Source organism: Pseudomonas sp. RIT411, assembly GCF_003057735.2.
Classification (GTDB): Bacteria; Pseudomonadota; Gammaproteobacteria; order Pseudomonadales; family Pseudomonadaceae; genus Chryseomonas; species Chryseomonas oryzihabitans.
Map to the genome: position 1 here is coordinate 274,715 of NZ_QBIZ02000002.1, position 14,285 is coordinate 288,999.

The 14,285-nt window shown below is 67.2% G+C and carries 12 protein-coding genes; 8 read left to right on the plus strand and 4 right to left on the minus strand.

Features of this window, described 5'->3' with window-relative positions:
- Window positions 1-4 precede the first annotated feature (4 nt).
- Window positions 5-1,636, minus strand: a complete 1,632-nt coding sequence (locus DBY63_RS03980) for a methyl-accepting chemotaxis protein (RefSeq protein WP_108581310.1) — start codon at window positions 1,634-1,636, stop codon at window positions 5-7.
- A gap of 349 nt (window positions 1,637-1,985) precedes the next feature.
- Window positions 1,986-3,386 carry a PLP-dependent aminotransferase family protein gene (locus DBY63_RS03985; RefSeq protein ID WP_108581311.1) on the minus strand — a complete coding sequence of 467 codons (1,401 nt, stop codon included), beginning with the start codon at window positions 3,384-3,386 and terminating at the stop codon, window positions 1,986-1,988.
- A gap of 86 nt (window positions 3,387-3,472) precedes the next feature.
- Here DBY63_RS03985 and DBY63_RS03990 point away from each other — a divergent pair, with 86 nt between their 5' ends.
- From DBY63_RS03990 to DBY63_RS04020, 7 genes are all read left to right on the plus strand, one after another.
- Window positions 3,473-3,922: a GNAT family N-acetyltransferase gene (locus DBY63_RS03990; RefSeq protein WP_042135982.1), complete on the plus strand. Its 450-nt coding sequence runs from the start codon at window positions 3,473-3,475 to the stop codon at window positions 3,920-3,922.
- Window positions 3,919-4,557, plus strand: a complete 639-nt coding sequence (locus DBY63_RS03995) for an NAD(P)H-dependent oxidoreductase (protein ID WP_108581312.1) — start codon at window positions 3,919-3,921, stop codon at window positions 4,555-4,557. Before DBY63_RS03990 ends, DBY63_RS03995 begins: the two co-directional genes overlap by 4 nt.
- A 3-nt stretch (window positions 4,558-4,560) precedes the next feature.
- Window positions 4,561-4,992, plus strand: a complete 432-nt coding sequence (locus DBY63_RS04000) for a carboxymuconolactone decarboxylase family protein (RefSeq protein WP_108581313.1) — start codon at window positions 4,561-4,563, stop codon at window positions 4,990-4,992.
- A gap of 480 nt (window positions 4,993-5,472) precedes the next feature.
- Window positions 5,473-7,170, plus strand: a complete 1,698-nt coding sequence (gene aspT / locus DBY63_RS04005) for an aspartate-alanine antiporter (protein ID WP_108581314.1) — start codon at window positions 5,473-5,475, stop codon at window positions 7,168-7,170.
- A gap of 16 nt (window positions 7,171-7,186) precedes the next feature.
- Window positions 7,187-8,806, plus strand: a complete 1,620-nt coding sequence (locus tag DBY63_RS04010) for a bifunctional aspartate transaminase/aspartate 4-decarboxylase (RefSeq protein ID WP_027597023.1) — start codon at window positions 7,187-7,189, stop codon at window positions 8,804-8,806.
- A gap of 78 nt (window positions 8,807-8,884) precedes the next feature.
- A complete protein-coding gene (locus tag DBY63_RS04015; RefSeq protein WP_007159345.1) occupies window positions 8,885-9,241 on the plus strand; it encodes a YajD family HNH nuclease in 357 nt (118 codons plus the stop codon).
- 96 nt (window positions 9,242-9,337) lie between these two features.
- On the plus strand, window positions 9,338-10,039 hold the full coding sequence (locus DBY63_RS04020) for an ATP-dependent Clp protease proteolytic subunit (protein ID WP_074584469.1): 702 nt from the start codon (window positions 9,338-9,340) through the stop codon (window positions 10,037-10,039).
- A gap of 174 nt (window positions 10,040-10,213) precedes the next feature.
- Here DBY63_RS04020 and DBY63_RS04025 read toward each other — a convergent pair whose 3' ends face one another.
- Window positions 10,214-10,837: a DUF998 domain-containing protein gene (locus DBY63_RS04025; RefSeq protein WP_108581315.1), complete on the minus strand. Its 624-nt coding sequence runs from the start codon at window positions 10,835-10,837 to the stop codon at window positions 10,214-10,216.
- A gap of 152 nt (window positions 10,838-10,989) precedes the next feature.
- On the opposite strand from DBY63_RS04025, the gene DBY63_RS04030 reads away from it, so the two are divergent.
- Window positions 10,990-11,859, plus strand: coding sequence for a LysR substrate-binding domain-containing protein (locus DBY63_RS04030; protein ID WP_108581316.1), 870 nt, complete (start codon window positions 10,990-10,992; stop codon window positions 11,857-11,859).
- A gap of 260 nt (window positions 11,860-12,119) precedes the next feature.
- On the opposite strand, the gene DBY63_RS04035 is transcribed toward DBY63_RS04030, so the two are convergent.
- A complete protein-coding gene (locus tag DBY63_RS04035; RefSeq protein ID WP_077171903.1) occupies window positions 12,120-14,033 on the minus strand; it encodes a methyl-accepting chemotaxis protein in 1,914 nt (637 codons plus the stop codon).
- Window positions 14,034-14,285 lie beyond the last annotated feature (252 nt).

Consider the following 14,285-nt stretch of genomic DNA (forward strand, 5'->3'; position numbering starts at 1 on the left):
GGCGCTAGCAGCGGAACTGCCCGATCTGGCGATTCAGGTCGTTGGCCAGGGCGTCGAGGGACACTGCGGTCTGCACCGTCTCGCCGATGGCTTCGCTGTTCTGCTGGGCCATCTGCGCCAGGCGCTCCACGGTACGGGCGACGTCGTGGCTGGCGGCGGTCTGCTCGCGCAGGGCCAGGGAGATCTGGTTGACCACCCGCACCACCTTGTCCGAGGCGGTGTTGATACTGACCACCGCCTCACCCGCCTGGTTGGCCAGGTCGACCCCGCCGTTGACCTGGCGCACGCCCACTTCCATGTCGCTCATGGCGGCCTGGGTCGCCGCCTGGATCTTCTCGATCATGGCGGCGATCTCCTGGGTGGAATTGGTGGTGCGTTGCGCCAGCTGGCGCACCTCGTCGGCCACCACGGCGAAACCGCGTCCCTGTTCGCCGGCCCGCGCCGCCTCGATGGCGGCATTCAGCGCCAGCAGGTTGGTCTGGTCGGCGATGCCCTTGATCACGCTGACGATGGAGGAGACCCGCTCGGAATGCTCGCCCAGTTCGCCGATGCGGGCGGCCGAGGACTGCACCGTGCCGGCGATGGATCTCATGCTGTCCACCGAGGCCTGGATGGTCTGGCCACCGTCCTGGGCCAGTCGGCCCGACTGGCTGGAGAGGTCGTGGGCTTCCCCGGCGTTGTCGGAAACGTGGTTGATGCTCACGGTCAGCTCTTCCACGGTAGCCGCCATGCTGGAGGCGGCGCTGGACTGTTCCTGGGCAGCGGCGGACAGCTGCTGGGAATTGGCCGAGATGCTGTGGGAGGCGGCCACCAACTGGTCGGTGCCCTGCTTGATCCCCTGGATCATGCCGCGCAGCTTGTCCTGCATCTGGCCGAAGGCGGTCAGCAGCTGGCCCAGTTCGTCGCGTCCGCCAGTGGGAATCGGCGAATCCAGCTGGCCGGCGGCGATGGTGCGGGCGATGGCGACGGTCTGGTTGAGCCGCCCAACGATGGTACGGGTCAGCGACCAGGCGATGCCCAGCGCCAGCAGGGCGGCGAGGATGCCACCACTGATGAGGATCGCCATGGCCTGCTGCTTGGCGTCGGCCATCGACTGGGTCCGGCTGTCCAGCAAGGCGTTCTCACGGGTCTTGATCTGCGCCAGCAACTCGCGCATGCCATCCATCCTGCCCTTGTCCTGGGCGGTGGCGATGCGGGCGGTCAGGGCATCCAGCGGCTGGGTACCGGCATTGACCTGCCGGCGCAACGCCAGGATCTGCTGGACGGACTCGCTATTCCACTGCTGCTTGGCCTGGCCCAGCTGGGCCAGGTCGGCCTGCTGGGCGGGGTTGTCGCGAGTGAGCTGAGTCAGCTCCTGCAACTGCTCGGCGAAGCGCTGCTCACCCCTGTTCAGGGGTTCGAGAAACTCTTCCTTGCCGGTCAGGGCGAAACCGCGCATGCCGGTTTCCATGTTGACCAGCGCCAGCAGGGCCGCGTCCGAATCCTGCAGGACGTGGTAGGAATGAATGTTCTGCTGAACCGCCAGATTGACCTGGTTGAAGCCCTGCCGGGCCGCCAGGATCAGCGCCAGGATGATGACCAGAATGGCACCGAAGCCGAGTCTGAGTTTGTTCGCGATGGTCAGCTGTTGCAGCATGGGAAGGCCTCACGCGCCAGGTTGTCGACTCACGCCCAGGGGGCAACGTTTTGGGAGTACAGCGAACGAGCGGAGGGAAACGCGACTGATCCGTGTCTTGCGTGGACGGCAGGGAAGCGTGGCTCCTGGTAGTGCAGGTATCGCGGGTGACTCCGCTCGTGCCGCTCCTTGCGGAACGGGTGCCAAAAAAGGCTGGATTTCCGATCAAGAGTGGCAGGCTAGAGCCTCCGAGCCTGGTCTTTGAGCGGTCACACCTGAAAAAGTTTTATGTGACGCAATAAACATTTTTGCGCTTCGGGGCAGCCCCTGATGACGGGACGGGCGAAGGGCCGAGACGAACAGCGAGCGGTCAGGGCGCCAGCTGAGCCAGCCGCCGGGCCAGGGCTACGGCTTCCGCCGCGCTGGCGACATTGGTGAAGCCCAGCAGCAGGCCCTGGGCACTGGGCGTCTCCAGATACCAGCGAGACAGGGCCTGGACCGCCAGGCCGTCGGCCTGGGCGGCCTCCGCCCAGCGGCGATCGTCGCCCTGGGTCAGGCGTGCCAGCAGGTGCAGGCCGCCGGCCTGCAGGTCGATCCGCATCGCGTCGCCCAGCGCGCTCGTCAGCGCCTCGGCCAGCCACAGGCGGCGCTGCCGATAGAGGCTGCGCATGCGATTGAGATGGCGGGCGAAATGCCCTTCTTCGAGAAAGCTCGCCACCGTGCCCTGCAGCAGCAGGGGAGCGTGGTTGTGCAACCGATCGGCGCTGCGACTGAAGGCGGCGACCTGGGCGGGCGGCACCACCAGGTAGGCGAGGCGCAGGCCGGGAAACAGCACCTTGCTGAAGGTACCGGTGTAGAGCACCCGTCCCCCATCATCCAGACTCTTGAGCGCGGGCAGCGGCTTGCCCTGATAGCGGTATTCGCTGTCGTAGTCGTCCTCGATGATCCAGGCGTTCTGCCGCCCCGCCCAGTCCAGCAGTGCCAGCCGCCGGGGCAGGGCGAGAGACACGCCCAGCGGGCTCTGGTGACTGGGGGTGACCAGGGCGCAACGGGCGGTCGGTGCCCGGGCGAGGCCAGCGGCGACATCCAGTCCCGCCGCGTCCACCGGAACCGGCACCAGTTCCAGGCCGGCGTCCTGCAATGCCCGGCGGGCGATGAAATAGCCGGGCTCCTCGAACCAGCAGGCAGCACCCGGCGCCAGCAGCGTCTGCACGATCAGATCCAGGCAGGCGCGATAGCCCGCGCAGACGAACACCTGCTCCGGACGACAGGCGATCCCGCGGGACAGGCCGAGGTAGGTGGCGAGGGCGGCGCGCAAACCGGCGTGACCCCGGGCATCGGGATAGACCAGACCCTCCAGTCCCTGGCTGCGCAGTTGCCGCGCGGCCAGGCGCGTCCAGAGCTTGCGCGGGAAGGCGTCCAGCGCCGGCAGACCCAGCTGCAGCGGCAACGGCGCGCCGCCGGCATGGGTTGCCGAGGCGGTCGGCACGGAGGGTACGGCCGCTGGTGGAGCGGTCGGGCGACTCCACTGCGGCGAGACGATGGTCCCGGCCGGACCGCGCGGCAGTAGAAAGCCTTCGGCGATCAGCTGCTGGTAGGCCATTTCCACCGTGCCTCGGGCCACGTTCAACTCCGCCGCCAGGGCGCGCACCGCCGGGACCCGGTCACCGGGCCGCAGCCGGCCCTCGTCCAGCGCCTGGCGAAAGCGCTGGTAGAGCTGGCGATAGAGCGGCAGGGCAAGGCGGCTGTCGAGGGCGCCGTTCAGGGTCATGGCCTGGTCGTTTGTAGCTTTCTTGGCTCTATAGCCTAGGCCATTGGCGGCCTAGAGTGGCGGCATCTTTCGTGGAGACCCTCACCATGGCCCTGACCTTCCAGCCACTGCCGCCCGATCATCCCCTGTGCCAGGCCAGTCTGCCGCTGATGCAGGTTCTGCGCCCCCATCTCGCCGACGCCGAGCGCTACCAGGCGCAACTTCAGCGCCAGGCGGCCCAGGGTTATCGGCTGCTGGCCGCCCTGGCGGAGGGCGAGGTGGTCGGCCTCGCCGGTTACCGCGAGCTGGAAAATCTGCTCTACGGTCGTTTCCTCTATGTGGACGATCTGGTGGTGGCGCCGGCTCGCCAGCGCGATGGCCTGGGGGCCCGCCTGCTGGCAGCGGTCCGTAGCGAGGCCCTGGAGCGCGGCTGCTCCCATCTGATCCTGGATACCGGGCTGCATATGCCCCTGGCCCAGCGCTTCTATTTCCGTCAGGGCCTGCTCGCCCGTGGCCTGCATTTCGCCGAGCGCCTGAGCGGAGAGGTGCCGGCATGAAGACCGTCCTCTACCTCAACGCCAGTCCGCGCCCGGCCGCCTCCCAAGGGCATCGGCTGGCCGGCGAACTCCTGGCTGCCCTGCGCCAGGGCTATCCCCGCCTGCAGGTACTGGAGCGGGATCTGGCTACCGCGCCGCCGCCACCGCTGAGCGCCGACTATGCCGAGGCCCTGACCCGGCGTACGCCCCCGGAGGCGCCGGTATTCGCCCTGTCCGAAGCCCTCATCGGCGAGCTGGAGGCCAGTGACCTGCTGCTGATCAATACGCCGTTGCACAACTTCACCCTGCCGGCGGCGCTCAAGCTGTGGCTGGACTTCGTGCTGCGCATCGGCCGCACCTTCGAGTCCACCGCCGAGGGCAAGCGCGGGCTGCTGGCCGACCGGCCGGTCTATCTGCTGGTCAGTTCGGGCGGTCATCACCGCGGGCCACGCGCACGGCAGCCGGATTTCCTGACCTCCTACGTGCGCCATGCCCTGGGCACGCTCGGGCTGTTCGACCTGCACTTCAGCTATCTGGAGGGCCTGGTCGGCGACCCGGCTGAGGTGGCCGACACCCTGGCTAGCGCCCGTGAACAACTCTCCCGCGAGGTGCCCTTCCGCCATCTCGCCCACCCTGTGACCACGACCCTGGAGTAAGCCATGAGCCAACTACGACTGCCGTTTTCCACCCTCTCGCCCGCCGCCTATCAGGGTCTGATCGCCACAGGCCAGGCCCTGGCGCAGAGCGCCCTCGGCCTAAAGCTGGTGGAGCTGATCTACCTGCGCATCTCCCAGATCAACGGCTGCGCCTTCTGCCTGGGCAAGCACGCCGAGACCCTGCGTGGGCAGGGCGTCAGCCAGGCCAAGCTGGATCGCCTGGCCGGCTGGCGCATCAGCGAGCTGTTCGACGCCCGCGAGCGCGCGGCCTTGGAATGGGCCGAAACCCTGACCGCCGTCGCCGAGAAGGGCGCGCCCGATGTGGCTTACGAACCGCTCAAGGCGCAGTTCAGCGACGCGGAAATCGCCGACCTGACCTTTGCCGTGGCGCTGATGAACGCCTTCAACCGGCTCGCGGTGGGCATGAAGCTCTAGCCGGTGACGCGGCCAAGGGGCGCGGCCGGAGGCGAAAGGATCAGCCGAAACCCGGACGAACCGCGCCGAAGTACCCGATGAATGGCAGGTACGGGTGCCAGGTGAATTCCACCCGAAGAACGCCAGGCGCTGGCGCGCTCGACCTTCCTGCCAGGCCAGTGTCGGCGGGCTGCCGGTGGCCTGCCGAGCCCCGCCATGGGGAGCGGATTTCACGCCCGCGAAGTCTGTCTTCGCGGCGCCGATTCGCGGTGGCTGCGCTTTTGACAGCTCTAGAATGCTGTGCTTGGGTTCTTTGGGCCATGCCGACATAGGTCTTCATATGACCAGACTAACTTCGGCGGGGCGCCCTCGCTGTCAGGAGTTTCCTGCAGGGCAAGGTGGCGTAGCAGGTGGAGCCGTGGCTCGCCGGGCCGTTCGAAGGCCAGCCCGGACCCCCTTCACTTCGTTCCGCTCTCGAATCCCTGGTCGAAGGCGGCTCCCATGGAATACCTGCGGCAGATCTTGAATCAGGCACCGGAACTGGCCCTGTTCCTGTCCCTGGCCATCGGTTACTGGGTCGGCAGCATCCAGTTCGGCAAGTTCCAGCTGGGTGGGGTCGCCGGCTCGCTGCTGGTGGCGGTGGTCATCAGCCAGATCGGCATCAGCATCGACAACGGCATCAAGTCGGTGCTCTTCGCGCTCTTCATCTACGCCGTAGGCTTCGAGAGCGGACCGCAGTTCTTTCGCTCCCTGGGTCGGCAATCGTTGCGCGAGATCGTCCTGGCCGCGGTGATGGCGCTCAGCGGCCTGCTGACCGTAATCGCCTGCGCCCGCCTGTTCGGCCTCGACAAGGGCATCGCCGCGGGGATCGCCGCCGGCTCCATGACCCAGTCCGCCATCATCGGCACCGCCAGCGCCGCCATCGCCAAGCTCGACTTGCCGCTGGAGCAGATCCAGACACTGCAGGGCAACGTCGCCGTGGGCTATGCGGTGACCTACATCTTCGGCTCCTTTGGCGCCATCATCCTCTGCGTCAATGTGCTGCCCTGGTTCATGCGGCGCAGCATCCGCGACGATGCGACCCAGGCCGAGGCCGAGTTGCTGGCCGGGGCCAAGGTCTATGGCCCGGGGGAATTGCCCGCCATCCCGCCGCTGGTGGGACGGCTCTATCGCATCGACCAGGCGGCCGGCCAGACCGTGGCACAGCTGGAGGTCAGCGACCAGAGCGATCCCCAGGCGGCCCTCACCATCGAGCGCATCAAGCGCGGCGGCGCCCTGGTCGGGGTGACCCCGACGACGGTGCTGGAAGCTGGCGACGTGGTGCTGGTGGTGGGGCGGCGCGCCGGGGTGGTGGCCATCGCCGGGCGCCTGGGCGCCGAGTTGCAGTCCTCGCCCGACATGGACGTGGTGGTGGTGCAGCGCGATGTCAGCCTCGACAACCCGACCTTCGTCGGTCGCCGCGTGGCCGAGATCCGCCAGGCCGCCAGCCAGGCCCTGCGCCACGGCGTCTACGTGGTTGGCGTGAAACGCGCCGGGCGGCCCCTGGCGCTGGAGCCCGATACCGTCATCGAGGCAGGCGACCTGGTCACCCTCTATGGCACCCCGGACGACATCCAGAGAGTCGCCCAGCAGGTCGGCTCCATCATCGTTCCCAGCGACAAGACCGACTTCGTCTTCCATGGCTTCGGTCTGGCCGTCGGGCTGCTCATCGGCCTGGTCGTGATCCGCCTGGGCGCCATCCCCCTGACCCTGGGCAGCGGCGGCGGGGCGCTGATCGCCGGCCTGGTCTTTGGCTGGTATCGCAGTCGCCACCTGACCCGCGGCAACCTGCCGTTGCCGGCCTCGACCCTGTTGCGCGACCTTGGCCTGGCCGGCTTCGTGGCGGTGGTGGGACTGCAGTCCGGACGCCAGGCGGTGGAGACCATCGCCACCCAGGGCCTCTCCATCTTCCTCATCGGGGTGATGGTCTGCGTGGTGCCCATCGTCATCACCATCCTGGTCGGTCGCTATGTGCTGCGCTACCGCAACCTGGCGCTGTTCGCTGGGGCCGTCGCCGGAGCGCGCAGTGCCAACCCCGCCTTCGGCGAGGTGCTGGACAAGGCCGGCAACTCGATCCCCACGGTGCCCTTCGCGGTCACCTACGCCCTGGCCAACGTGTTTCTCACCCTGCTCGGGCCACTGGTCGTGGCCTTCGCCTAACCGAAGGAAACAAGTCATGAGCGAAGTTCAAGACGATTACGCCCAGTACGCCAAACTGAGTCCGTTCGAACTCAAGGACGAACTGATCAAGCTCGCCTCGGGCAGCGAGAACCGCCTGATGCTCAACGCCGGTCGCGGCAATCCCAACTTCCTGGCCACCCTGCCGCGGCGGGCCTTCTTTCGCCTCGGCCTGTTCGCCACCAGCGAGGCGGAACTGTCCTATTCCTACATGCCTCACGGGGTCGGCGGCCTGCCGCAGATCGATGGCATCGAGGCGCGCTTCGAGCGCTATACCGCCGAACACCGCGACCAGCCCGGCGTGCTGTTCCTGGCCAAGAGCCTGAGCTATGTGCGCGACCAGCTGGGCCTGTCGGCCTCGGCCTTTCTCCACGAGATGGTGGAAGGCATCCTCGGCGCCAACTACCCGGTGCCGCCGCGCATGCTCAAGATCTCCGAGCAGGTGGTCAGCCACTACATCGTCAAGGAGATGATCGGCGGCTACGTGCCCGCCGGCTCGGTCGACCTCTTCGCCGTGGAGGGTGGCACGGCCGCCATGACCTACATCTTCCATTCGCTGCAGCAGAACGGCCTGGTCAAGCGGGGCGACAAGGTGGCCATCGGCATGCCGGCCTTCACCCCCTACATCGAGATCCCGGAGCTGGAAGAATTCGGGCTGGAGCAGGTGCACATCCACGCCGATCCCCAGGCGAACTGGCAGTATCCGGACAGCGAACTCGACAAGCTGCGCGATCCGACGATCAAGATCTTCTTCTGCATCAACCCCAGCAATCCGGCCTCGGTGAAGATGGATGACCGCAGCCTGGCCACCGTCGCCCGCCTCGTCGCCGAGGCGCGTCCAGACCTCTTCATCCTCACCGACGATGTCTACGGCACCTTCGCCGACGACTTCCGTTCGCTGTTCGCCACCTGCCCGCGCAACACCCTGCTGGTGTATTCCTTCTCCAAGTATTTCGGTGCCACCGGCTGGCGCCTGGGGGTGATAGGCGCGCACAAGGACAGCATCTTCGACCAGGCCCTGGCCGAACTGCCCGAGGCGACCAAGGCCTCCCTGGATCGCCGCTATGGCAGCCTGCTGCCGGACGTGCGCGGCCTCAAATTCCTCGATCGGCTCGTCGCCGACAGCCGCACCGTGGCGCTCAACCACACGGCCGGGCTCTCCACGCCGCAGCAGGTGCAGATGGTGCTGTTCGCCCTGTTCGCCCTGATGGACGAAAGCGACGGCTACAAGACCGAGCTGAAAAAGCTGGTGCGGCGCCGTGAAGCCGCCCTCTATCGCGAACTGGGCGTCGCCCCGGAGAACGATCCCAACGCCGTCGACTATTACACCCTGCTGGATCTGGAAGACCTGGCGCGCAAGCTCCATGGCGACGCCTTCGCCACCTGGGTGAAGGCCAAATTCAGCAGTGGCGACCTGCTGTTCCGCATCGCCAGGGAGACCAGCATCGTGCTCCTCCCCGGCAAGGGCTTCGGCACCCAGCAACCGGCTGCCCGGGTGTCCCTCGCCAACCTCAACGAATACGAGTACGCCAACATCGGCCGCTCGTTGCGGGCCATGGCGGAGCAGTATTTCGCCGAATTCGAGGGGGAGGAGGGAGGCGCCCAGCCGAAGCCCTGAGTGGACTCGTGCCTGATCACCCGCGGGGCCAGGCGCGGGCTATACTGAGCCTCCCGACACGACCCCTCAGGACGCAGCATGGCCACCGATACCTCGAAGCTGGATCGAATCCTCGCCGAGACCCAGCGCGAGCGCGAACGCGGTTACCGCGACAAGGCGCTGAAGATGTATCCCCACGTCTGCGGTCGCTGTGCCCGCGAATTCTCCGGCAAGCGCCTGAGCGAGCTGACCGTGCACCACCGTGACCACAACCACGACAACAATCCCCAGGACGGCTCCAACTGGGAATTGCTGTGCCTGTACTGCCACGACAACGAGCACAGCCGCTACACCGATCAGCAGTATTTCAGCGACAGTTCCCTGAGCTCGCCCAAGGTGGCCCAGGCCACCCACAATCCCTTCGCCGGACTGGCCGGGCTGCTGAAAAAGGACTGAGGGTACCGAACGCCGATGCGCCCTGGCGGGTTAAGCCGACCTTAAGCCGCGCTATCTACCTTTTCAGGCCTGATGCCGAGAAGGGAGCGAGCAGGGATGAGACGTTCGACGCCTGCGCCACGGCTGTCCAGGGTCGTCCTGGCGCTGCTGGCCGCGAGCTGGGTGACGGAGGCTGTGGCCGACATGACCGTCATCCGCGGGGAGGGCGGAGCGGCCACTGCCGACACCGCCTCGGTGTACTTCAACGGTGGCATCAGCGATCGAGCGGTCAGCTCCCTGCTGGCCGCCCTCAGCGACATCGCTTTCAAATACCCCGCCGTCAAGAACGTCAATCTCTATCTCAACAGCCATGGTGGCGACCTGGAGGCGGGCTATGTGGCCTACGAATTCATCCGTCACTATCCGCTGCATCTAAACACCATCAATGCCGCCGCGACGGACTCTTCCGCCACGCTGATCTACTGCGCGACCGAGGATCGCTATGCCGCGCCGTTGTCCACCTTTCTCCTGCATCCGGCCGCGACGTCCATCGCCGTCAACGGCTACATGAAGCCCGACCAGGCCAGGCAGGCCTTCGAGGATGCGGAACGGGCGAACCTCAAGTTCAGTGAGATCTACAAGGGCTGCCTCAAGCTGGCGCCGGAGGAGCTCACCACCCTGCTGTCCTCCGAGAGCAACAGACGGCGCCTGGGCTACGATGCCGCCAAGGACATCGGCCTGATCAACCGAACCCCTGAGCAGTTGCCACGCGGCCTGGACCGGGCTACCTACTTCGTCACCGACGGCGGGGGGCACTGACCGCAGCGCTGCCGACGCAGGCCTATTCAGTGAGCGGGCACCGTCCCGTCGCGGGTCTGCAACGCCTCTTCGAGAAAGTCGATGAAGGCGCGCACCTTGCCGGTCAGCGCCGAACGTTCGGCGATATCAGGTGGCGATGCCTGCGGCGTTCGTCTGCGTGCTGCTGGCCGGCGGTTACCCGCGTTCGTGCCGGGCCAGCCAGGCCAGGACCGCGAGCCAGCAGACGCCCGTGGCGTAGTTGAGGCGCTGGTAGAGGCCGAAGCCCTGGCCGTCGGTGACCGCTCCCGCCATCAGGGCCGCGGTGACCAGCGCCAGCGCGGTACAGAGGATCGACAAGCAGGCAAAGCCCGGCGAGGCCAGCAGGCGCCTGCCAAGCCAGCCCCAGAGTGCGCTGGCCAGGGTTAGCGACAGGAACATCACCAGGCCCGCCAGGTTGTGCAGCGTTTGCGAGCGCGAGGGCTGCACCGGGGCGCAGCCCTGATCGCAGGGAAAGACGCCGGTGGCGAAGCTCGCCAGGCCATGCAGCAGGATCAGGGCCGCACTCAGGCTGGCCAGGCGCGAACCGCGAAAGCGCCGGGCCAGGCCCAGGGCCACCAGCACGAAGAGCACGCCGAGCGGCAGGTTATTGATCCAGGCGGAAAAGCCCTGGGTAGGCGCATCGATGGCGCCCAACCGACTCAGGGCGTGGTCGACATGGCTATAGCCGGGATAGGCCAGGGCGGTCAGTCCTACACCGATCGTCAACCAGACAGGAATCACCAGACCCAAGCCCAGCAGAACCCGGTCGACCCTGTTCAAGGTGGACGTCCTCTTCATCATGGCTCGCGCTTCCTTGGTCTTCAGGTCCGCTCATGCTAGGAGGCGCTGGCCGGCGAGCGTTACGGATTTTTTTGCAAGGCAGCTTGCCCAGGCGTCATCCTGTGCCGCCCCGCCGCCAAGGATGACCGCCGATGACTAGACGCCTGCCCAGCACCACGGCGCTGGTGGCCCTGGAAGCGGCTGCCCGCCATCTCAGCTTCGCCAGGGCCGCGCAGGAGCTGGCGCTGAGTGAGGGCGCCATCAGCCGGCAGATCGCCAAGCTGGAGGCTGCGGTGGGTGTCCGGCTGTTCAATCGGATCGGCAATCGCGTCGAGCTCTCCGCCGCCGGTGCCGGCTATGCCGCCCATATACGCACGGCACTCGCCGACATCGAGCGCCATACCCAGCAGCTGATCGCCCAGGCCCGCGGCGCCACGACGCTGGAGATCGGCGTCATCCCGACCCTGGCCGGTCGCTGGCTGATCCCCCTCCTGGCGCGTTTCTACGAGCGCCATCCGGAGATCCAGGTCAACCTGCGCGAGCGGACGCAGCCCTTCGCCCTGGAGGACAGCGGCCTGCATGCCGCGATCAACTACGAGCATCCGGCCTGGCAGAGCCTGAGGGTGCAACGGCTGTTCGAGGCGCAACTGGTCGCGGTCTGTCATCCGCGGCTGGCCGATCATCCGCCGGCCAGTCTGCCGTTGTTGCACAAGCGGGAGAGTCCGCACAGCTGGCGTCGTTATGCCGCGCTCACCGGACTGCCCTTGGGTGCCCAGGTGACCGGCCCTACCTATGATCGCTATTCGCTGCTGATCGAGGCCGCCAAGGCCGGTTTCGGCATGGCTCTGGTGCCCCAGCGCTACATCGAGGAAGACCTGGCCACCGGCCGCCTCCAGGCGCCCTGGCCGGTCATGCCCGAACTGCGCGAGCGCTATGTGCTGGTGACCCGTCCCGCGGAGGCCGTCGATCCGACGCTGGCGCTTTTCGAGCGGTGGTTGCTGGAAGAGGCCAGCCTGGAGTAGGGGAGTTGCTACCCGAGGGTGGAAAAGGCTGCGCCGTTTTCCACCCTACGCGGGACGCACCGGGTGTGCCCCCTCTCCCTGGGGGAGAGGGTCGGGGTGAGGGATCTGCAGGTTGGTTTACAGCGAAGCCGCTATCGCAGCGGTTCGTCCGCGTGGAAGAGGCTGCGCCGTTTTCCACCCAGCGCGGGCCACAGCCACACCGGGTGCGCCCCCTCTCCCTGGGGGAGAGGGTCGGGGTGAGGGAAGCCCCGGCGCCAGACCTACACCTTGAAGCGCGCCGTCATCTCCTGCAGGCGCACGCCGATGCGGGCCAGCTCCATGCTCGAGGAAGCCGTCTCCTCGCTGGCGGCCGCGGTCTGGTCGGAGATGTCGCGGACGTTGGTGACATTGCGGCTGATCTCCTCGCCGGCCGAACTCTGCTGCTCGGCGGCGCAGGCGATCTGTTCGTTCATCGATTCGATGTCCTTGACCGACTGGGTGATGCGCTTGAGCATCTCGCCCGCCTCGCGCGACAGGCCGACGCTGCTGTCGGTCAGCTGCACGTTGTGGTCGAGCACCGTCGCCATGCGGTCGGTGCTCTGGTGCAGGCCGGTGATGAGCTGGGCGATCTCGTCCGTCGAGGAGCGGGTGCGCTGGGCCAGGCCGCGGACCTCGTCGGCGACCACCGCGAAGCCGCGCCCCGCCTCGCCGGCGCGGGCGGCTTCGATGGCGGCATTGAGCGCCAGCAGGTTGGTCTGTTCGGAAACGGCTTTGATCACGTCGAGCACGCCGCCGATGCTGTCGGCATGGCCGCGCAGGGTGGCCATGGCGGCCTTGGTCGATTCCATTTCCCGGGCCAGCACCTCGATCTGGTCGACCGCCTTGCTCACCGACTGCTCCCCTTGCTGGGCCTGCCGACTCGCTTCCAGTGCGGACTTGGCGGCATTCCCGGCGTTGCGCGCCACCTCGTGGGTGGTGGCGGTCATTTCCTGCATGGCGGTGGCGATCTGGTCGGTCTCGACCTTTTGCGATTGCACTCCAGCACTGGTCTGCTCGGTGACCGCCGACAGCTGCTCGGCGGCACTGGCCACCTGAACCACCCCGTCGCGCACCTCGCCGATCAGGCGCCGCAGGTTGCCGGTCATGCCTTGCATGCTGGTCTGCAGGGCGCCCAGTTCATCCTTGCGAGTGACCTGCTGCTGATGGGTGAAGTCACCGTTGGCAACCTGCTTGGCCAGGGTCACGGTGTCCTGCAAGGGCTTGACGATGGAGCGGGTGATCAGCCAGGCACAGGTCAGGCCCAGGGCGATGGCGACGGCCAGCCAGATCAACAGCAGCTGACGGGCGCCGGCCACGTCGGCCGCGCGGAATTCCTGCTGGATGGCGGTGAGCTTGTCGGCGATGCCGAGCAGGGTGGTGATGGTGGTGGTGATGCCACCCTGCGCCTGGTCCACCTGCGCCTGCGCCGCCACCAGCTGGTCGAGACGCTGCCCGTAGGCGGTGATTTCACCGACCAGCTTTTGCACGGTCTCGGTCGGCAAGGCCGTGGTGCCGAGCGCCTTGGCCTGGGTGAGGGTGGCATTGACGGAGGTGCGTGCCGTCTGCTCAGTGTCCTTCCCGGGTAAGCTGGCGTAGCCACGGAAATCGACCCTCATCCGCTGCACACCGATGAACAGCGCCGCCAGCTGCTGGCGATCGGCCTGGCGGCCGGTCTCGCCATTCGCCTCTTCGGCCAGTGCCAGCAGCTGGGCATTGGCCGCCTCTGCCGCATTGCTGGCGATCTTGCGGATGGATTCCCGCTCGCGGGTGGCGGTGATCGTCTGGTTGTAGAAGTCGCGATAGCGTTTGAGCGCGGCCCCGGCCTCGTCGAGCAGGGCCTTGTTCGCCGGGGAGTTGAAGTGCGGGACGATGGCCTGCAACTGGCCTTCTGTCTTGTCCAGGGCGGCGAGCCACTTGGCCGCCTGGGCGTCATCGGCCTTGGTGAAATACACCAGTCGCTCGATGCGCATGTCGCGGGCCAGGGTGCTGTAGCCGGCGATATCGTTCATGCGCTCGCTGCGATCGCGCAGGGTATCGGTGGCCGACCAGCCGGTGTAGGCCACCAGCAGGATCATGCCGATGAGCAGGGCGAAGCCAAGGCCCAGCTTGGCCCTGACGCTTATATTGCTTAGTGGATTCCAGCCAACTTGCTGCATGTGGACTACCTGGATAGCGGAGCGTTGGAAGGTGCGGGTCCGGGGACCTCGCGCCTCGTGCTTCGCGGTTACGGCAGCCTCTGTCGATTCGTCAGCCGGCCGGCAGAAGCCGGCGGCGCGAAGGGGGCGCTTGGCAGCTTGTGCGGGTAACCACGGATTGACCCCAAGGACTCTTTGCGGGTACCGAGCCATCTGCCGTCGGGTCCCGACCCGCGACCTCGGCGAGGGCAGGGCGCTCGTCAGGACGGCTAG